This window comes from Brevundimonas sp. UBA5936 (genome assembly GCA_002430835.1).
GTDB lineage: Bacteria > Pseudomonadota > Alphaproteobacteria > Caulobacterales > Caulobacteraceae > Brevundimonas.
Map to the genome: position 1 here is coordinate 1 of DJDA01000071.1, position 18,329 is coordinate 18,329.

Here is an 18,329-nt window from a genome sequence, read left to right on the forward strand (position 1 = left end):
CACTTCCATGCCGACCATCGCCAGCAGCCCCTCGTCGTCGACCATGTCGACCTTGTACAGGAACACCGCCAGGGCCGAAACGCCGACCTGACGCGACAGCAGGATGTGCTCGCGGGTCTGCGGCATCGGGCCGTCAGCGGCCGAGCAAACCAGGATCGCGCCGTCCATCTGAGCCGCGCCCGTGATCATGTTCTTCACGTAGTCGGCGTGGCCCGGGCAGTCGACGTGCGCGTAGTGACGGTTGGCCGTCTCATACTCGACGTGCGACGTGTTGATCGTGATGCCGCGCGCTTTTTCTTCCGGCGCGTTGTCGATGTCGGCGTAGTTCATCGCCTTGCCGCCGCCGGCCTTCGCCAGCGTCATCGAGATCGCCGCCGTCAGCGTCGTCTTGCCGTGGTCAACGTGACCGATCGTGCCGATGTTCACGTGCGGCTTCGTGCGTTCGAACTTTTCCTTGGCCATGGCCAAACTCCTGTGGCCCGGGTCCGGAGCGGAGGGGCGCTTGTGCTCAGTTCAATAAACCTGGAGCGGGTAGACGGGATCGAACCGACATCCTCAGCTTGGAAGGCTGCTGCACTACCATTGTGCTATACCCGCACGAAGAATGCGGTTGCACCGCCCTTCGATTGAAGAGCGACGATTCCGCACCCGATACCTTCATTGGACTCCGTCCCAGGGCATTGAAGGCGCGTGGTGGGGGAAGCAGGACTCGAACCTGCGAAGCTTACGCAGCGGATTTACAGTCCGCCCCCTTTGCCGCTCGGGACATTCCCCCAGCGCGCCTTATGTCAATGCCGGTCTGGAAACGCCGGAAACAATCTTTCGATCATTTCGCGACGAAAGCCTTCGCTGTCGGGCGACGCCTGCAGTAGAGGAAGCGCCTGAACCGAAAGCCCTGGGGCCCAAATCGGAGGCCGTCTTATAGTGTCGTCATTTCGAGAACGCAACGACCGGAAAACCGGTAAAAAACAATCTTTCCAAAAGAGGGGGGAAGGCCGTCTGGATCGGCCTCAAACGCCCGCCACGCAAGGACGCGGCGGGAGCGATAGCGAGCGCAAAACCGCCCGTTCGCGCCCGGACGCCGATAATTTTCTTTGGGGACGTCATCCGGTTTTGGCCGCTTTGGCGAATCCCGCGCGTCGTGGAAGCGGCCGTTTGATGGTCACGGAAGACCGCGCCGAAGAGATCCAGCGTGAGAATCTGGCGAACGGCCACCGAATCGAAGTGGTCGATTCTGTCGCCCTGGGCCGGATGCTGCCTGCCGGCGCCGTGCACCAGGGCATGGCCTTCAAGGTCCAGCCGCTGGAGGGCGTCGCCCTGGAAGACCTGGCCGAACCGGCCGAGGGGGTCATCGTCATGCTGGATCAGCTGACCGATCCTCAGAACGTCGGCGCCATCTTCCGTTCGGCCCTGGCCTTCGGCGCGCGCGGCATCGTGGTGCAGGATCGCCACTCCCCCGCCCTCGCCGGCGCCCTGGCCAAGGCCTCGGCCGGCGCGACAGAACGCCTGCCCTGCGCCCGCGTGACGAATCTCAGCCGCGCGCTGGAGAAGCTGGCCGACCACGGCTGGCGCGCCATCGGCATGGACGGCGAATCGGATCTGACGCTGGAACAGGCGCTGGACGCCCGCCCGACCATCATCGTCATGGGTTCGGAAGGCGACGGCGTGCGTCGCCTGGTGGCTGAACACTGCGAGGCCATGGCCCGCATCCCCATGCCCGGCGGCTTCGAGAGCCTGAACGTCTCCAACGCCGCCGCCATCGCCCTGTATGAAGCCGCCCGCGCCCAAGGCCGCGCGAGCTAGGAACAAGCCCCCGCGTCAACTCGTCCCTGCGGCGTCTTGGCGCGGGTCCGGCCGGGCTTTAAGAGTCCGGCATGGACTTTCTTTCCAATCCCGAACTGATCAGTCAGGCCTCCGCCCTCGGCAAGGTGCTGATGATCGACCTGGTCCTGGCCGGCGACAACGCCGTCGCCGTGGGCCTCGCCGCCGCCGCCCTGCCCCAGGAACAACGCCGCAAGGCCATCCTGATCGGCCTGGCCGCCGCCGTCGTCATGCGTATCGGCCTGGCGCTCATCACCGTCCAGCTTCTGGCCATCGTCGGCCTGTTGCTGGCGGGCGGCTTCCTGCTGCTGTGGGTGTGCTGGAAGATGTGGCGCGAACTGCGCGAACAGGCCACCCACGACCAGGCCGAGGCCGAGGCCGAGATCGAGCGGGCCATGGCCATCGAACACGGCGGCGGGCCGTCGCCGGAAGAAATGGGCCTGAAGCGCAAGACCTTCGGCGCCGCCCTGATCCAGATCATGATCGCCGACCTGACCATGAGCCTGGACAATGTGCTGGCCGTCGCCGGCGCCAGCCACGACCATCCGTGGATCATGGTCTTCGGTCTGATCCTGTCGATCGCCCTGATGGGTCTGGCCGCCAGCTTCATCGCCAAGCTGCTGAACCGCTATCGCTGGATCGCCTACATCGGCCTGGTCATCGTCCTCTATGTCGCCCTGCACATGATCTGGGACGGCGGGCGTTCGGTCATCGTGCGCACCGGCCATACGGATCAGTTCAACGCCTCCGCCCCCGCCTTCCTCGACATCGGCGCCGAGGAACAGGCCAAGCATATGAAGCACACGGGCAAGGGCGCGGATTCACACACGCCCCACGCCCTGCCCGGCGGCCGCGAACGACGCGATCCTCCGCCGCAGACGGTTGAAGTCGCCCAACCCGCCTCCTGAAACACGAAAGGCCCGGATCGCTCCGGGCCTTTCTCATATTCAGGGCGTCGTCTCAGCGACCGCGCAGCCAGCCCGTGATCGAGATCCGGTCGCCGCCGGCGGACAACGCCACCTGCGTCACCGAATGCGGCGTCGGCACCCGCAATAGGTTCAGAGTGTTGAAGCGCGGCGTGAACGCCTCGGCCACATTGCCGTCCTCGCCGTGGAAGGCCAGCAGGCCGCCCCAGTCGATCCGCCAGCCGGGCGTCAGGTTCAACACATAGGCGAAGTAGCGGTTCTTCCCCTCAGCGTGATCGTCATGCTCGGTCAGGAAGTGGCCCGTGCGATACCGCGTCACCTGCATGTCGGCCTGGGCGATGCGGTCCTCGCCAGTCAGATCGCGCATCAGGCCCAGAAACCCTTCGCCGTTCAGAAAGGCCGCCAGATCGCGCCACGACGCGCCCGCCTGTCCAGCCTGGACCAGATCGAACACCGGATAGTTGTCGTACAGATACTGAAAGCCGTCTGACGCCGACTTCTGAACGGCTTGGCCCAGACTCTGCTTCTGAGCAGGCTGCAGAGAAGCCAGCCAGGCCGACGGCAGGTCGACATGCCCCGAGCCGCGCCGAGTCACGACGTTGTAGTCCGCGTCGCGCGCCAGTTCATACAGCGCCCCGGCCGTCTCTTCGGTCAGGAAGCTGTCAATCTGGGCGCGCCCCGTCCGATGCAGCCGCTCGCGGATCGCGACACGGCGCTCGGGCGAGAGCGCGTTCAGAATCGGGACGGCGAAGGCCGCGCTCACCCCTCGGCGCCGCCGAAGCGCTCGGTCCATTCGGCGACCTGGGCGTCCTCGATCTTGGCGAACAGCACCTGGGCGGCGGCGACCGTCTGACCGGCCGGGACCAGGTTCAGCAGGTCGCCCTCGACGTCCGGCCACGACAGGTCGGTCGCACCGACCGTGGCGGCGATACGGGTCGCCGCCTCCGGCATGAAGGGCGCAGTGACGCGGGCGAACAGGGCGACCAGGGACAGGCCGGTCCGCACCACCACGGCCGCGCGTTCGCGATCCGTCTTCAGCGCCGTCCAGGGGGCGGCTTCCTGAAGATACTCGTTGCCCAGCACCCACAAGGCGCGCGCCGCCTGGGCCGCCTTGCGGAACTCCATGGCCTCGAACTCATAGGTCAGGCTCGCCAGCGCCGCCTTGACGTCAGCCGCCAGCTTGTCTTCCAGCGCGCCCGGCTCGCCGCCCTCGGGCGCGACGCCGTCAAACTTGGACTCGGTGAACTTGACGATGCGGTTGACGAAGTTGCCCAGCACGTCGGCCAGATCCTTGTTCGTCGTCGACTGGAACTGCTCCCAGGTGAAGGCCGCGTCGGAATGTTCCGGACCATAGGCCGTCAGGTGCCAGCGCCAGTAGTCGGCGGGCAGCAGCTCCAGCGCCTGATCCATGAAGACGCCCCGGCCCATGCTGGTCGAGAACTTGCCGCCGTACCAGTTCAGCCAGTTGAAGGCCTTCAGCTGGTCCACCGTCTTCCACGGCTCGCCCGAGCCCAGGATGGTCGCGGGGAAGCTGACGGTGTGGAAGGCCACATTGTCCTTGCCCATGAACTGGACGTAGCGCACGTCCTCAGCGCCCTCGTCCAGACGCCACCACGAACGCCAGTTTCCGCCCGTCTTGTCGGCCCATTCCTCGGTCGCGCCGATGTATTCAATGGGGGCGTCGAACCAGACGTAGAAAACCTTGCCCTCCATGCCCGGACGCGGACCGCCGTCGGGAGCGACGACCGGCACGCCCCATTTCAGGTCGCGGGTGATGCCGCGATCGATCAAGCCCTCGTCCAGGTGCTTGTAGGCGATGGAGCGGGCCAGCGGCTGCCACTGGGGCGAGCGGGCGTCGACCCAGGCGCGCACTTCGTCGGCCACCTTGGTCTGCAGCAGATAGAGGTGGCGCGTGTCGCGGACCTCCAGATTGCGGCTGCCTGACACCGCCGAATAGGGATTGATCAGATCGGTCGGATCCAGCAGGCGGCCGCAGTTGTCGCACTGGTCGCCGCGCGCCTTCTCGTAGCCGCAGTGGGGGCAGGTGCCCTCGACGTAGCGGTCGGGCAGGAAGCGGGCGTCGTCGATCGAATAGATCATCCGGTCGACGCGCTCCTCAATCAGCCCGCGCTCTTCCAGCACCTTGGCGAAGTGCTGGGTCAGGCGGGTGTTCGGGGCGTTGGAGCTGCGGCCGAAGATGTCGAACGACAGGCTGAAGGCGTCGGCGGCCTTCTTCTGAACCTCGTGCTGTTCGTCGCAATAGGTGCGGACGTCCTGACCGGCGGCGGCGGCGGCCAGTTCGGCCGGAGTGCCGTGCTCGTCGGTGGCGCAGACATAGAGGACGTCATGCCCGCGGCTGCGCATGAAGCGCGCCCACACATCGGCGGGCAGCATCGACCCGGCCAGATTCCCCAGGTGCTTGATGCCGTTGATGTAGGGCAGCGCCGAGGTGATGAGGATGCGGGACATGATCTTCCAACGTCTGACAGGGAGGCGTCGGATATAGAGGGCGCAAACCCGAACGTCACCTTTTATGGGCCAAGTGTCTTATAGGGCAGACGTCCTAGGAGACAGGCGTCGCCTTTGTCGTCGGCAGCCGCCGCGCGATCCGCACGAACCGCCCGGTCAGCAGCGCGCCCGAGATCAGGCTGGCGACGATCACCGACCAGACCAGACCGTCCACGCCGATCCGATGCGCCAGGAACCAGCCCAGCGGAATCATGATCAGCCCATAGGACAGCAGGTGCATCAGCGTCGGCCACACCACGTCGCCCGCCGCGCGGTTGGCCTGGGCGGCGACCACCTGCTGGGCGTCGGCGACGAAGAACAAGGTCGCCAGCGCCAGGGCCGGCGCCGCGATGGCCAGGATCGCCGGGTCGGTCGTATAGGCGCTGACCACCAAGGGCGCGGTCAGCCACAGACCGATGGCGATGATGAAGGCCAGCACCGTCACCACGCCGACTCCCGCCAGGCCGCCTCGCATGACGCCCGCCCTGTCGCCGCCGCCGTAGCTGCGCCCCACCAGCACCGCCGTCGCGGACGACAGGCCCATGGGCACCATGAAGACGATGGCGGAGACGTTGATGACGACGGCCCAGCTGGCGGTCTCGGCCGCGCCCAGCTGACCGGCGAACAGGGTCATGGCCGCAAAGGCCCCGACCTCGATGAAGTTGGACGCGCCCGCGCCGAGGCCGACCTTGACCTGCTGGCTCTCGACCGCCTTGTCGCGCTTGGGCTTCTTGAACACGCCCCAGGCGCGCGCCTCAGGCAGGCGCAGGATGAAGATCACCAGGAAGATCGCCAGCGCCATACGCGCGCCGAACGTCGCCCAGGACGAGGCCACCGCGCCGTCCAGACCGATGCCCAGGATATCCGGCACCAGCAGCAGATTCAGGCCCAGGTTGACCGCATTGGCCACCCACATGGCCACCATGCCGGCCTTGGGCCGATGCAGTCCTTCAAGGAAGAACAGGGCGCAGATCGAAATCAGATAGGCCGGCATCGACAGGGCGAAGACCATCAGGGCAGGCGTCGCGCCCTCGCCCAAACCGTCCTCCAGCCCCATGTGCACCAAGCCGAACGGCCCCAGCAGCAGCAGGCCGATCATGGCGACAAAGCCGATCTGCAGGGCGTAGGTCATGCCGCGTCGCAGGACGGCGCCGACTTCGTCGCCGCGCCCCTCGCCCAGCAGGCGGGCGGTGATGACCTGGACCCCCATCATCAGGCCGACCGCCGTCGTCAGCACGACCGAGGACGGCGCCCAGGCCAGGGAGTGATAGGCCAGCTCGCGGCTGGCGTAGTGGCCGACGACGATGGCGTCGGTCAGGCCCATGGTCATGATGCCCAGACGCGCCAGCACGACCGGCCAGGCCAGCTTCAACAGCTCGGTCAGGGTGGCGCGATTATGGAAGCTGAACAGGGACTGGACCATCGGAGGCCGCAACAGCCACGCGCGCAGGCGCGGGTCAAACGATTTTACGTGCGTTTCAGGCGCCTACCAGGCGCCCAGCTCGCGCAACTCTCGCGCCAGGTCGGGCGGCAGGTCCGTCGGCTCGGCGACCGACAGGTCCGGCGGCACGTCCTTCTCGAAATAGCGCCAGCCCTGAAACGGCCTCCGGGCCAGGGGCGCAGTGCGGATGACCTGGCTGTCCAGCTTGATCTCGCAGCGGCTGGCCTTGCCCTCGCCGATGGTCGTGATCTCGAGGATGCGCTGGCGGCAGGTCACGGAGCCCTTCATGACCCAGTACAGCGAGCCGCCGTCCTCGATCTCGGCCGCGCGCTTGGGCGTCATGCGGGTGTGAACGATACGCCAGTCGGACCGGGCCGCGTTCGCTTCCAGCGTCTCGACCTCGGTCACGCCGACGCAGAGCTTGATCATGTGCAGGGGCATGAGGCCCAACTAGTCATCCGACGCCGCGAAGGCCAGCCCGGCTCAGGGCTGGCGATCCAGCTGGGTGAAGATTTCCTGCCCCTTGGCGATCAGTTCCTGTCCGCACCGCTGGCTGTGCGAACGCACCTGCTGGACCGGGGTGGAGTCCGTATATTCCAGCATCCGCCCGATCCAGTTCCGCGCCGGATCACGGCCTTCCAAACGGCCCAGATAATACATCATGCCGCCCGTATACTGCTGCTTGAGCGCATCCGAGGCGGCCGGATCGTCGATCGCCACCGCCAGCAGGCCCATGCACTGAAGGTCCGCCGCCGAGGCCGTCGGTATGTCGCTCAGATCGGCGCCCAGAAGCGCCGTCGCCATCATCGCTGCAACGATCATTCGCCGGCTCCTTCCGCTTTCACAACAGCCAGCACCGCGCCGTCCGTGACCTGATCGCCGACGGCGACGTTGAACTCGGCCACCACCCCGTCGAAGGGCGCGGTCAGAGCGTGCTCCATCTTCATGGCTTCCAGCACGACGACCGGCTGACCCTTGGCGACCTTGTCCCCGGCCTTGGCGGGCGCGGCGACGATCTTGCCCGGCATGGGCGCGCGCAGGCCGCCGTCGGAGGCGGAGCCGCCCGCCGGTCCGCTGGACTTGCGGCGTCGGAACTCGACCACGTCGCCGCCGTCGAACACCAGAACCCGCTCAGCGTCAGGCGACAAGGTGCTGACCACCTCGCCGTCGACCACAACCACGCCCGGTTCGCCATAGATCTGGGCCGAGCCGAAATCGCCGCTCACGGTGAAGCTTGACGAGCGGCCATACCAGCCCGGCTCGCCGGTCAGGGTCAGGGCGTGAACCACGCCGTCATGGTGGACCGCCGTATGCGCCTGCGGCGCCGCGTTCAGCCGGAAACCGAACAGGCCCGCGCGGGTCGGCGCCAGCACATTGTCCGGCGCGTCGAAGGCCGCGGCGTCCGCCTCCAGCCCGATCTGACCGGTCGCAGCAGCCAGGGCGCGGGCGGAAACCTGAGCCGGAGCGATCAGCGCTCCCTCCTCCGCCGCGATGAAGCCCGTATCCACGTCGCCTTCGACAAAGCGCGGATGCTCCAGGCAACGCGCCATGAAGCCCGCATTGGTCTTCACCGGCCAGACTTCTACGTCGCGGCAGGCGTCGGCCAGACGGGCGGCGGCGGCTTCGCGGGTATCTTCATGGACGATCAGCTTGGCAATCATCGGATCGTAGAACTGGCTGACCTCGCCGCCCTGCATCACGCCGGTGTCGACGCGGATGTCGTCGGGAATGACGAAGTGATCCAGCCGCCCGATCGACGGCAGGAAGCCGTTGGCGGGGTCTTCAGCATAGAGGCGGGCCTCCATCGCCCAGCCCTTCATCGGAATGTCGGCCTGCGCCAGCGGGATCGGCTGACCCGCCGCGACGCGCAGCTGCCATTCGACCAGATCGACGCCGGTGATGCTTTCCGTCACCGGATGTTCGACCTGAAGCCGGGTGTTCATCTCCATGAACCAGATGCGGTCGGCCTTCAGCCCGTCGGAGGCGTCGGCGATGAACTCAATGGTGCCTGCGCCCTGATAGTCCACAGCCTTGGCGGCGCGGACGGCGGCGGCGGTGACGGCGTCGCGCGTGGCCTGATCCATGCCCGGCGCCGGGGCCTCTTCGATCACCTTCTGGTGGCGGCGCTGCAGCGAGCAGTCGCGCTCGTGCAGGTGGACGACATTGCCGTGGCTGTCGCCGAAGACCTGCACCTCAATGTGACGCGGGCGGGTGATGTAGCTTTCGATCAGCACGCGCGGATCGCCGAAGGACGACTGCCCCTCACGTTGCGCCGAGGCCAGATTTTCAGCGAAGTCCTCGGCCCGGTCGACCTTGCGCATCCCCTTGCCGCCGCCGCCTGCAACCGCCTTGATCAGAACGGGGAAGCCGATGCGGTTCGCCTCGGCCGTCAGGGTCTCCAGCGACTGGTCTTCGCCCTGATAGCCGGGGGTGACGGGCACGCCCGCCTCGATCATCAGCTTCTTGGCCGCGTCCTTCAGACCCATCGCGCGGATCGAGGACGGCTTGGGGCCGATCCAGACGATGCCCGCCGCCGCCACCGCTTCGGCGAAGTCGGCGTTCTCGGACAGGAAGCCATAGCCGGGGTGGATGGCCTCCGCCCCCGTCGCCTTGGCCGCCGCCAGCACCTTGGCCGCATCCAGATAGGACTCGCGCGCCGCCGCCGGACCGATCAGCACCGCCTCATCCGCCTCGCGAACGTGCAGCGCCTGAGCGTCAGCCTCGGAATAGACGGCGATGGTGCGCAGGCCCATGCGGCGGGCGGTGCGGAAGACACGGCAGGCGATCTCGCCGCGATTGGCGACCAGGACGGACTTGAACATCAGACTACCTTATTGCGCCCAGTTCGGCGCGCGCTTGTCGAGGAAGGCGCGGACGCCTTCCTGGCCCTCGGCCGAGACGCGGGCGCGGGCGATGCGCTTGGCGGTCTCTTCCAGCAGGCGGTTGTCGATCTCTTCACCCGCCACGTCGTTCACCAGACGCTTGGCGTCGCCCATGGCGCCCGGCGCATTAGCCGACAGGCTGTCGGTCAGCATGGAGATGAACTCATCGACCGAACCTTCGGGCAAGACCATGTCGATCAGCCCCGCATGGGCGGCGTAGTCGGCGTCGAAAATGTTGGCCGTCAGGAACAGCTGGCGCGCGCGGCGCGCGCCGACCGCCTCGATGACATAGGGGGCGATGGTCGCCGGGATCAGGCCCAGCTTGACCTCGGAGAAGGCGAAGCGCGTCCCTTCCACGGCCACGGCCATATCGCAGGCGGCGACGATGCCCGCCCCGCCGCCCATGGCCGCGCCCTCGACCAGAGCCACCGTCAGCGCCGGCACGTCGTGCAGGGCCTTGAGCATCTTCGCCAGACCCATGGCGTCGTCGCGGTTGTCGCTCTCGGACCAGTCGGCCGCCGAGCGCATCCAGTTCAGGTCTGCGCCCGCGCTGAACGTTCCGCCCGCGCCGCGGATGAAGACCACGCGCACCTTGTCGGCGCCGTGCAGGGTTTCGAACGCCTCATAGAGGGCGGCGATGGTCGCCGCGTCGAAAGCGTTCTTCTTCTCGGGACGGTTGATCGTGACGAAGACCACGCCGTCGGCAGTGGCGTCGATCTGCACCAGGTCGTCGTTGGCGTCCGGCGCCGCATCGGCGACGAAGGGGTGGGCGATGGCGTTCATCTCCGCCGCCTCGGCGTCGGTGATGTCCAGAGCGTTCAGCTCTTCTTCGGTCGGCTTCTGGTCAGTCATGATGGGCTCCTTGGCCGATAGAACGCTTCAAACGTCATCCCTCTCCCCCTCGCTGGGGAAGAAGGCGATTAAACAGGATCGCAGCGGTTGGCGCGAACGGTCTTGCCGTCCTGCTCGACGCGCAGCGAAACGCCCGCCACCGGCGACAGGCGCAGGGTCTGGACAAGGGTCTGGTCGCCGTCGGACGACTGGTTCTCCAGAACCACCCGGATGGCGTCGCCTTCACCTTGCAAGGTCTCCAGGGCCACCAGCTTGGAGGTGTCCTCATAGCCCTTGATCTCATTGGCCGTGATGACGAAGCGCGTGCCGCTCTCGTCCTTGGCGCAGCCGTCGTCGCTATAGTCCCAGTTGCCGCGATAGCCGACCGGGAAGACCGCTTCGGACGGCTCGCCCGCCCGCGCGGCCGCCTCTTCAGCCGCCGAGACCGGCTCGGCCTGCGGCGTCGCCACAGCCTCAGGCGCGGCTTCAGCCGTCGCCGGGGCCTTGGAATCGGCCTGCGATCCGCAAGCCGCAAGCAGCGCGGTCAGGGCGATAAGTGCTGCCGTCTTCTTCATGTCACTGTCCTTGTCGTCCAGATTTCGATCCCGCATCGAGATCGCCGACGCGACACTCTCAGCCGCGCGATCCGGCTTCAAGCAGTTTTTTGAACGCTGTGTAATTTACAGCCTTACATCCGGAACACGCCGAAGGTTGTCTCCGGGATCGGGGCGTTCAGACTGGCGCTGATGGCCAGGCCCAGGACGTCGCGGGTCTGAACCGGGTCGATGACCCCGTCGTCCCACAGGCGCGCCGTGGCGTAATAGGGGTTGCCCTCGTCCTCATACTTCTGACGGATCGGCGCCTTGAAGGCTTCGGCTTCTTCCGGCGTCCAGGTGTCCGCGTCTCGGTGAACGGTGGCCAGGACGCTGGCCGCCTGCTCGCCGCCCATGACGCTGATGCGGCTGTTGGGCCAGGTGAAGAGGAAGCGCGGGCTGTAAGCCCGGCCGCACATGCCGTAGTTGCCCGCCCCGAACGACCCGCCGATCAGGACGGTGAACTTGGGCACCTCGGCGCTGGCGACGGCTGTGACCAGCTTGGCGCCGTGCTTGGCGATGCCCTCGGCTTCATATTTGCCGCCGACCATGAAGCCCGAGATGTTCTGCAGGAACAGCAGCGGAATCTTGCGCTTGCACGCCAGTTCGATGAAGTGCGCGCCCTTCTGGGCGCTTTCCGAGAACAGCACGCCGTTGTTGGCCAGGATGGCGACCGGCTGACCCCAGATGCGGGCGAAGCCGCACACCAGCGACGTGCCGTACAGCGCCTTGAACTCGTCCAGCTCCGAGCCGTCGACGATGCGGGCGATGACCTCGCGCACGTCATAGGGGGCGCGGACGTCCTCAGGAATGATCCCGTACAGTTCGGCCGGGTCATAGGCCGGGGCGCGCGGCTCGCGCACGTCCAGCGGCTGGGTCTTGGTGGTGTTCAGATTGGCGACGATGGAGCGCACGATCTCCAGCGCGTGCTCGTCGTTCTCGGCCACATGATCGACCACGCCGGACTTGCGGCCGTGGGTTTCGGCGCCGCCCAGTTCCTCGGCCGAGATAACCTCGCCCGTCGCGGCCTTCACCAGCGGCGGACCGGCCAGGAAGATGGTGCCCTGATTGCGCACGATCACCGTCTCGTCCGACATAGCCGGCACATAGGCGCCGCCCGCCGTGCACGATCCCATGACGCAGGCGATCTGCGGGATCGAGCGCGCGCTCATCCGCGCCTGATTGAAGAAGATGCGGCCGAAATGGTCGCGGTCCGGGAAGACCTCGGCCTGGTGCGGCAGGTTGGCCCCGCCGGAATCGACCAGATAGACGCACGGCAGGTTGTTCTGCTCGGCGATCTCCTGCGCGCGCAGGTGCTTCTTCACCGTCATGGGGAAGTAAGCGCCGCCCTTCACCGTCGGATCGTTGGCGACGATCATGACCTCGCGCCCCGACACCCGGCCGACGCCGCAAATCATGCCCGCGCCCGGCGCCTCGTCCCGGTACATGCCGTTAGCGGCCAGTTGCCCGACCTCCAGGAAGGGTGAGCCGGGGTCCAGCAAGCGCTCGACCCGGTCGCGCGGCAACAGCTTGCCGCGCGCCACGTGGCGGTCGCGGCTGGCGTCAGAGCCGCCGCGCGCGGCCTTGGCGACCTTTTCATAAAGCTCGTCCCGCAGGGCGCGATTGTGCGCATCCAGCGTTTTGAAAGCAGGACTGTTGCGATCGACGGCGGAAATCAGCTTGGGCATGCCCAAGGTTTAGGAGGCTTCCGCGCCGGGGGGAAGCCGGTTCGGTTCCCCCGCGACGAAATCGGCTATATCTGCCTGTCATGGCCCCGCTTCGACCGGACACGCTCGCCGTCGCCCTGTCCCGCGCCTTCGAGGACGCGCAGGACAGCCGCGCCAGCTGGTTCGCCCTGACGCGGGGCGAGCGGCTGTTCTCGGCCGGCGACCGGGCCGACACCCTCTATCTGCTGCGCGCCGGGCGTCTGGGCGTCTTCCGTCACGACGACGGACGAGTTCCGCAGATGATCGCCGTCATCAAGCCGGGCGAGCCGGTCGGCGAACTGGCCATGCTGGCCGGCACGTCGCACATGTCAGACGTGGTCGCCCTGCGCGACAGCGACGTTCTGGCCCTGCCGCGCGAAGCCTTCTTCGACGCCGCGCGCAATAATCCCATGCTGATGTCAGAGCTGGGCCAGATCATGCTGAGCCGCGCCCGCGAGCGCGGCGGCGGGACCGAGCCGAACGTCTTCGGCTTCGTCTCCGCGCGCGGCAAGCCGATCCGAGCCTTCGTCGAGCGCGTGGCCCGAGCGGTCGAGGCTCAGGGCTGCACCTGTCATGTCATCGACAGTTCGGCTCTGGCGTCGGCGGCCGAATGGTTCTCGCGCGTCGAGGACGCCCACGACTATGTCCTCTACGTCGCCGAGGCCGACGAACCGAACTGGGCCGCCCTGTGCGCACGCCAGGTCGACCGCCTGTTCCTGGTCGGCGCCGCCGACCGCCCGCCACCCCCTGCCCCGCCCGTCGCCGACGACTGGGACGACGCGGGCCAGCGCACCGACCTGATCCTGCTGCGCGATCCGCGGATGCCGCGCCCCAGCAACACCCGCGCCTGGCTGGACGTGCTGAAGCCCGGACGCTGGTTCCATGCGGTCGAGGGCCTGTTCGACGACACGGCGCGGATCGCCCGCCTGATCACCGGCTCGGCCGTGGGCGTGGTGCTGTCGGGCGGCGGCGCGCGCGCCTATGCCCACATCGGCGCGCTGAAGGCCCTGCGGGAGGCGGGAACGCCCATTGACTTCATCGGCGGCGCTTCCATGGGGGCGGTCATCGGCGCGGGCCCGGCCCTCGGCTGGTCGGACGAAGAGCTTGAGCACCACATCCGCCAGGCCTTCGTCCTGTCCGACCCTCTGGCCGACATCGCCCCGCCCATCATCGCCATGACGCACGCCCGCAAGGTCAAGGCGATGATGAAAGAGGCCTTCGGCGACGTGCAGATGGAGGACATGCTGCTGCCCTTCTTCGCCGTCTCGACCAATCTGACCTCGGGCAAGCTGGAGGTTCATCGTGAAGGGATGCTGCGCCACGCCCTGCGCGCCTCCATCTCCATTCCCGGCGTCATGCCGCCCGTGGTGATGAACGGCCAGGTGCTGGTCGACGGAGCCGTGCTGCGAAACTTCCCCAGCGATGTGATGCGACGGCTGAACAGCGGGCCCGTCGTCGGCGTCGACGTGTCCATGACGCGCGGCGTCGATCCCGAGACGCTGGAGAATCCGCCGTCCTGGTGGCGCTGGATCCTGTCGGGCGCCTGGAAGCACGGGCCGCCGATCGTCTCCATCCTGATGCGCTCGGCCACCTTGTCCAGCGAAGCCGAGCGGATGCAGGCCCGCGCCGAGACGGACCTGTTGATCCTGCCCACGCCCGACGGCGTCGATATCCGCGACTGGAAAGCCTATGAGCCGGGCGTCGCGGCGGGCTACGAGGCCGCGCATGCAGCCTTGGACAGCCTCAACGGGCCGATCGAGACCCTGCACCGCCGCCGTCGGACCGGCGCGCCAGAAGAAACAGTCGAGGAAATGGCAGAAGAGTCCTTCCCTCAGGACGCCGCGGAAACGCCTCACCCAACACCTGAGCCAGGCGCGCAAGGAAGGCGTCGTGGTTGGCTGGGTCTTCGTAAAGCGCGGTCAGATAAGGCCTGAGGGCGGTCCCCTTCATCCACTCCAGCACGGCGTCCTCGCCGTCTAGAACGTGCAGATAGGTCGTCGACCAGATATCGACCTCCTCGCACAGATCCGCCACCGCGTCGTAATAATCCTCGGCCGCCAGCAGCGGCTGGATGGTGTCCACACCCTTCAGGCGCGCGCTCCACGCGCCGTCCGCCGCCGTCTGGCGCATCAGGGTGTGATGGCGCGTCTCCCAGGCCATGGGCATCTGCACCGCCAGCACGCCGCCCGGAGCCAGCGACTCGGTCAAGCGTCGAAACAGCGCCGCATGGTCCGGCGCCCACTGCAGGGAGGCGTTGGCCAGGATCAGATCCACCGGCGCGGCGGGCCTCCAGGCCCCGAGATCGCCCTGCACCCAGTCCACATCGTCCGGCAGGCTCCGCGCCTGCTCCAGCATGGCGGCGCTGGAATCCAGCCCATGCACCCGCGCGTCCGGCCAGCGCCGCTTCAGCAAGGCCGCGTGCTGACCCGTGCCGCAGCCGATGTCCCAAACCTCATGCGGATCCAGATCGCCCGGAAGCTGAGACAGCAGATCGATGGCCGCGCGATCACGCTGGCGCTCGAAACGGTTGTACTGTTGGGGATCCCACGCCGGCGACGTCATCGTCATACTTCTCCCTCGACTATCGCAAGAAGCGATTCGAGGGAGAATGGTACAGCCTCTCAGGATTGAACTGAGGACCTCCGGCTCCACAAACCGGCGCTCTAACCAGCTGAGCTAAGGCTGCACATCTCTGCGCGAGGGCGGTTCTCTAGCGGGCCTCGCCGTCGGGGGCAAGCGGCCATTTCGTCCTCGCGCAGGATTTTATGTTTTATCCCCGTCAGTTCCAACCGCGGCTGGCGATATACTGCTGAAGTTGCATCAGACGGGTCTGGTCCGACGGGTGGGTCGAGGCGAACTCCGGCGTCCCCGACTGCCGCCCTTCAGCCATGGCGCGCCACAGGGCCAGCGATTCCGACGGCTTGTAGCCGGCCGCCGCCATGTAATCGACGCCCAGCCGATCCGCTTCCAGCTCATGGCTGCGCGAGAACGGCAACAGCACGCCCAACTGCGCGCCCATGCCGCCAAAGGCCTGAACCGCCTGGCTGTAATCCCCGGCCTGGCTTTGCACCGCGCCCAGGATCAAACCCGTCGTCTGGGTGGTCGAGGCGCGCTCGGCGGCGTGACGGGCGATGACGTGGCCGACCTCATGGCCGATCACGGCCGCCAGTTGGTCGTCGTTCTTGGCGATGGCCAGCAGTCCCGTCGTCACCCCCATATGGCCCGACGGCAGGACGAAGGCGTTCGGCGTGGCGTCGTCGAACACCGCATATTCCCAATGGCGATTGGTCAGATTGGCCGCCTGGACGATGCGGTCGCCCACCCGGCGCACCCGTGCGTTCTGGGCCGTATTGTTCGACACCTTCTGCGTCCGCAGCGTCTCGGCCCAAGCCGCCTGCGACTGCTGAACCAGCACGCCGTCGTCGATGAAGACCAGCTGATTGCGGCCCAGGGCCTCATTATAGGCGCAGGCGCCGACCCCGGCGCCCAGAACGCCGGTGGTGATCGCCAGGGCGAGCATAAGGGGCTTACGAGACATCAGTCCTCCGGAACAGTTCAGGGGTCATAATGCACAGGCAGGCCGCCCGGCTCCATGCCTGACGCCGCAAAGTGCGTTTCCATCGCTCGTTTCGTCGAGCCACGACCAGCAGGCTTCAACGCATGAAAAAAGCGCCCCGAGGCGAAACCTCGAGGCGCTTCTTTTCGTTCAGTGCGTTCGCACGCTTAGTCCAGGTTAAACGGCACCCGAACCACGAACTTGGCGTTCGTTGCAGCGCCATCGACCGTGCGGGGCGAAAGCTGCCCGCGTTGGACGATGCGAACGGCCGCAGCGCCGAAGCCCATGCCGGACGGCTCTTCCGAGACGACGCGGCAACCTTCGGGCTTCCCGCTCGGGGTCACCGTGCACTCGACCGTGGCCGAACCACCCACGCCGCGATCAAGAGCGCGTTGCGGGAAGTCCCGTTCGGTCGGACGCGGCGGGCGAGCCCACTGCGGGTTGGTGATCACCGAAGGACGCGGCGGCGCGGGCGGCGCCGGCGGAGGCGGAGGACCGGGGACGATCACGGGCGGGCCCGTGTATTCGACGCGGTCTTCCTTCTTCGTCGGCTCGATCGGCAAGGTCACCGGAGGCGGAGGCGCCTGGGTGTTGACGACCGGCTCGCGCACCTGAAGCTTCGGCGGCGGAGGCGTATCCGGCGGCGGCGGCGGCGGCGGAGGCGGAGGCGGCGGAGGCGGGGCCTCCATCAGCTCCACGTCCACGGCCTCGTCCACATAATTGAACTCCTGGAGTTCGAACTTGCTCTTGTACAGGTAGATGCCTGCCAGAGCGTGGACGATCACCGAGACGCCGATCCCGACCATTGCACCCGTCGAGAGTTTCTTCTTCTTGGGTGCATCGAGCAGAGGGTCGCGGTGCTCGTGAGGTTCAGCAGTCATGCTTTGAGTCACGCCCCCTACGATTGATCTTCGCCAACCAGGGCGACACTGTAAAAACCATTATCCTGCAAGGCGTTCATGACCTGCATGAAGTCCCCGTAGCGCGTTTGCTGGTCAGCGCGGATGAAGATCCGCTCCTCGTCAGGGTTACGCGTTCCGATTTGGGTCCTCAGGTCATCGCCCAGAGCGGCGACCGACGTCGGGAAATCGCCCACGTACACTTCACCGCCATTCTGAATGGAGATGAAGACGGGCTTGGGCGGATTGACGGCCGGCGGAGCGACGGCGCGTGGAAGTGTCACCGGCACCGACACGGTGGCGAGCGGAGCCGCCACCATGAAGATGATGAGGAGAACCAGCATAATGTCCACGAAAGGCGTGACATTGATTTCGCTGTTCGCCTCGACGGTGTACTTGCCGCCGCCGGAACCGGAAAGTTTGGCGGCCATCCGTCTTACGCCCCCTTGTCGAGTTGACGCGAGATCGAGTTCATCAGCTCGGCGTTGAAGCCGTCAGCGCGAGCGCCGTACGAAGCGATGCGGGTGTTGAAGTAGTTGTAGAAGATAACCGCCGGGATAGCCGCGAACAGACCGATGCCGGTAGCCAGCAGGGCTTCAGCGATACCCGGAGCAACGACGGCCAGGTTGGTGGTGTTCGACTCGGCGATGCCGATGAACGAGTTCATGATGCCGTAAACGGTGCCGAACAGACCGATGAACGGACCGCCCGAACCGACCGAAGCCAGGAACTGCTGGCCGCCCGACAGGCGGATACCCATGCCGCCCTGCACGGCGCCGACAGCGTTGTTGGCGCGCGAGACAGTCGTATCGCGGTGAGCGCCCGTCACATCAAGACCGGCTTGACGCGACAGTTCGATTTCGCCGGTGGCCGCAGCGGCCATGTCGGCCAGCGGGTTGCCGTCGAACTCTTCCGAGGTGGCCAGGCGACGGATGTCGGCCAGGTTGCGAGCACCGCGGTACTCTTCCAGGAAGCGGTTGGTCTTCTTCGTCAGCGAGCTGAACTCAACCAGTTTGATGAGCAGCAGCGTCCAGGAGAAGATCGAGGCCAGGATCAGGCCTGCCATCACGACCTTAACGACCGGGTGCGCCATCATGAACATGGCGGTCGGGGTCAGGCCGGCGCGGCCGTGGCCGTCAGCAGCGGCTTCTTCGGCGGGGGCTTCA

General features: G+C 66.9%; 17 protein-coding genes, 3 tRNA genes and 1 pseudogene. 3 read left to right on the plus strand and 18 right to left on the minus strand.

All coding sequences use genetic code 11. From position 1 onward, the window contains the following. The 3 genes from B2Y21_RS06780 to B2Y21_RS06790 all read right to left on the minus strand — a co-directional run. A partial coding sequence (locus B2Y21_RS06780) for a GTP-binding protein (RefSeq protein ID WP_292058206.1) occupies positions 1-462 on the minus strand: 462 nt, incomplete at its 3' end. A gap of 61 nt (positions 463-523) precedes the next feature. Then, positions 524-597: transfer RNA gene (locus B2Y21_RS06785), tRNA-Gly, on the minus strand. A gap of 94 nt (positions 598-691) precedes the next feature. Further along, positions 692-775 (minus strand) — tRNA-Tyr (locus B2Y21_RS06790). Positions 776-924: 149 nt separating this feature from the next. Between B2Y21_RS06790 and rlmB the strand changes: the two genes are divergently transcribed. Together rlmB and B2Y21_RS06800 are read left to right on the plus strand one after the other, a co-directional pair. Then, positions 925-1,803: a 23S rRNA (guanosine(2251)-2'-O)-methyltransferase RlmB gene (gene rlmB / locus B2Y21_RS06795; RefSeq protein WP_292058209.1), complete on the plus strand. Its 879-nt coding sequence runs from the start codon at positions 925-927 to the stop codon at positions 1,801-1,803. Positions 1,804-1,874: 71 nt separating this feature from the next. Then, the gene (locus B2Y21_RS06800) at positions 1,875-2,729 is read left to right on the plus strand and encodes a TerC family protein (RefSeq protein WP_292058212.1); all 855 of its coding nucleotides are present in this window, start codon (positions 1,875-1,877) and stop codon (positions 2,727-2,729) included. A gap of 52 nt (positions 2,730-2,781) precedes the next feature. On the opposite strand, the gene B2Y21_RS06805 is transcribed toward B2Y21_RS06800, so the two are convergent. The 9 genes from B2Y21_RS06805 to B2Y21_RS06845 form a co-directional block, all read right to left on the minus strand. Next, positions 2,782-3,510: a 2OG-Fe(II) oxygenase gene (locus B2Y21_RS06805; protein WP_292058215.1), complete on the minus strand. Its 729-nt coding sequence runs from the start codon at positions 3,508-3,510 to the stop codon at positions 2,782-2,784. After that, on the minus strand, positions 3,507-5,216 hold the full coding sequence (gene metG / locus B2Y21_RS06810) for a methionine--tRNA ligase (protein WP_292058218.1): 1,710 nt from the start codon (positions 5,214-5,216) through the stop codon (positions 3,507-3,509). Before metG ends, B2Y21_RS06805 begins: the two co-directional genes overlap by 4 nt. 94 nt (positions 5,217-5,310) lie before the next feature. After that, entirely contained in the window at positions 5,311-6,678 is a 1,368-nt protein-coding gene (locus tag B2Y21_RS06815) for an MATE family efflux transporter (RefSeq protein ID WP_292058223.1), read from the minus strand. Positions 6,679-6,741: 63 nt separating this feature from the next. Continuing rightward, the gene (locus B2Y21_RS06820; RefSeq protein WP_128116537.1) at positions 6,742-7,137 is read right to left on the minus strand and encodes a DUF1489 family protein; all 396 of its coding nucleotides are present in this window, start codon (positions 7,135-7,137) and stop codon (positions 6,742-6,744) included. 42 nt (positions 7,138-7,179) lie between these two features. Then, positions 7,180-7,518, minus strand: coding sequence for a hypothetical protein (locus B2Y21_RS06825; protein WP_292058226.1), 339 nt, complete (start codon positions 7,516-7,518; stop codon positions 7,180-7,182). Further along, positions 7,515-9,518, minus strand: coding sequence for an acetyl/propionyl/methylcrotonyl-CoA carboxylase subunit alpha (locus B2Y21_RS06830; protein ID WP_292058229.1), 2,004 nt, complete (start codon positions 9,516-9,518; stop codon positions 7,515-7,517). The genes B2Y21_RS06825 and B2Y21_RS06830 overlap by 4 nt, the downstream gene beginning before the upstream one ends. A 9-nt stretch (positions 9,519-9,527) precedes the next feature. Then, entirely contained in the window at positions 9,528-10,430 is a 903-nt protein-coding gene (locus B2Y21_RS06835) for an enoyl-CoA hydratase-related protein (RefSeq protein ID WP_046653031.1), read from the minus strand. A 68-nt stretch (positions 10,431-10,498) separates the two neighbouring features. Then, positions 10,499-10,984, minus strand: coding sequence for a hypothetical protein (locus B2Y21_RS06840; RefSeq protein WP_292058232.1), 486 nt, complete (start codon positions 10,982-10,984; stop codon positions 10,499-10,501). A gap of 113 nt (positions 10,985-11,097) precedes the next feature. Continuing rightward, complete coding sequence (locus B2Y21_RS06845) at positions 11,098-12,690, minus strand: carboxyl transferase domain-containing protein (RefSeq protein WP_292058234.1); 1,593 nt, start codon at positions 12,688-12,690, stop codon at positions 11,098-11,100. Positions 12,691-12,770: 80 nt separating this feature from the next. On the opposite strand from B2Y21_RS06845, the gene B2Y21_RS06850 reads away from it, so the two are divergent. Continuing rightward, positions 12,771-14,642: a patatin-like phospholipase family protein gene (locus B2Y21_RS06850; RefSeq protein ID WP_292058235.1), complete on the plus strand. Its 1,872-nt coding sequence runs from the start codon at positions 12,771-12,773 to the stop codon at positions 14,640-14,642. Positions 14,643-14,871: 229 nt separating this feature from the next. Here the strand turns inward: B2Y21_RS06850 and B2Y21_RS06855 are convergent. The 6 genes and pseudogenes from B2Y21_RS06855 to B2Y21_RS06880 all read right to left on the minus strand — a co-directional run. Further along, positions 14,872-15,276, minus strand: a pseudogene (locus B2Y21_RS06855) (methyltransferase domain-containing protein); the annotation flags it as partial. A 41-nt stretch (positions 15,277-15,317) separates the two neighbouring features. Further along, a tRNA-His gene (locus B2Y21_RS06860) sits at positions 15,318-15,394 on the minus strand. A 93-nt stretch (positions 15,395-15,487) separates the two neighbouring features. Beyond that, positions 15,488-16,246, minus strand: a complete 759-nt coding sequence (locus tag B2Y21_RS06865; RefSeq protein ID WP_179205111.1) for a M48 family metallopeptidase — start codon at positions 16,244-16,246, stop codon at positions 15,488-15,490. 185 nt (positions 16,247-16,431) lie between these two features. Next, the gene (locus B2Y21_RS06870; RefSeq protein WP_292058241.1) at positions 16,432-17,145 is read right to left on the minus strand and encodes an energy transducer TonB; all 714 of its coding nucleotides are present in this window, start codon (positions 17,143-17,145) and stop codon (positions 16,432-16,434) included. A gap of 17 nt (positions 17,146-17,162) precedes the next feature. Beyond that, positions 17,163-17,594, minus strand: a complete 432-nt coding sequence (locus tag B2Y21_RS06875) for an ExbD/TolR family protein (RefSeq protein ID WP_040345002.1) — start codon at positions 17,592-17,594, stop codon at positions 17,163-17,165. Between the two features lie 5 nt (positions 17,595-17,599). Next, positions 17,600-18,329: MotA/TolQ/ExbB proton channel family protein (locus B2Y21_RS06880; RefSeq protein ID WP_292058245.1), on the minus strand; the 730-nt coding region annotated here is incomplete at its 5' end.

Coding starts and splice junctions, on each gene's coding strand:
- B2Y21_RS06800 (WP_292058212.1), top strand. CDS start 1,875: ATGGACTTTCTTTCCAATCCCGAACTGATCAGTCAGGCCTCCGCCCTC.
- metG (WP_292058218.1), bottom strand. CDS start 5,216: ATGTCCCGCATCCTCATCACCTCGGCGCTGCCCTACATCAACGGCATC.
- B2Y21_RS06815 (WP_292058223.1), bottom strand. CDS start 6,678: ATGGTCCAGTCCCTGTTCAGCTTCCATAATCGCGCCACCCTGACCGAG.
- B2Y21_RS06820 (WP_128116537.1), bottom strand. CDS start 7,137: ATGCCCCTGCACATGATCAAGCTCTGCGTCGGCGTGACCGAGGTCGAG.
- B2Y21_RS06825 (WP_292058226.1), bottom strand. CDS start 7,518: ATGATCGTTGCAGCGATGATGGCGACGGCGCTTCTGGGCGCCGATCTG.
- B2Y21_RS06830 (WP_292058229.1), bottom strand. CDS start 9,518: ATGTTCAAGTCCGTCCTGGTCGCCAATCGCGGCGAGATCGCCTGCCGT.
- B2Y21_RS06835 (WP_046653031.1), bottom strand. CDS start 10,430: ATGACTGACCAGAAGCCGACCGAAGAAGAGCTGAACGCTCTGGACATC.
- B2Y21_RS06840 (WP_292058232.1), bottom strand. CDS start 10,984: ATGAAGAAGACGGCAGCACTTATCGCCCTGACCGCGCTGCTTGCGGCT.
- B2Y21_RS06845 (WP_292058234.1), bottom strand. CDS start 12,690: ATGCCCAAGCTGATTTCCGCCGTCGATCGCAACAGTCCTGCTTTCAAA.
- B2Y21_RS06850 (WP_292058235.1), top strand. CDS start 12,771: ATGGCCCCGCTTCGACCGGACACGCTCGCCGTCGCCCTGTCCCGCGCC.
- B2Y21_RS06865 (WP_179205111.1), bottom strand. CDS start 16,246: ATGTCTCGTAAGCCCCTTATGCTCGCCCTGGCGATCACCACCGGCGTT.
- B2Y21_RS06870 (WP_292058241.1), bottom strand. CDS start 17,145: ATGACTGCTGAACCTCACGAGCACCGCGACCCTCTGCTCGATGCACCC.
- B2Y21_RS06875 (WP_040345002.1), bottom strand. CDS start 17,594: ATGGCCGCCAAACTTTCCGGTTCCGGCGGCGGCAAGTACACCGTCGAG.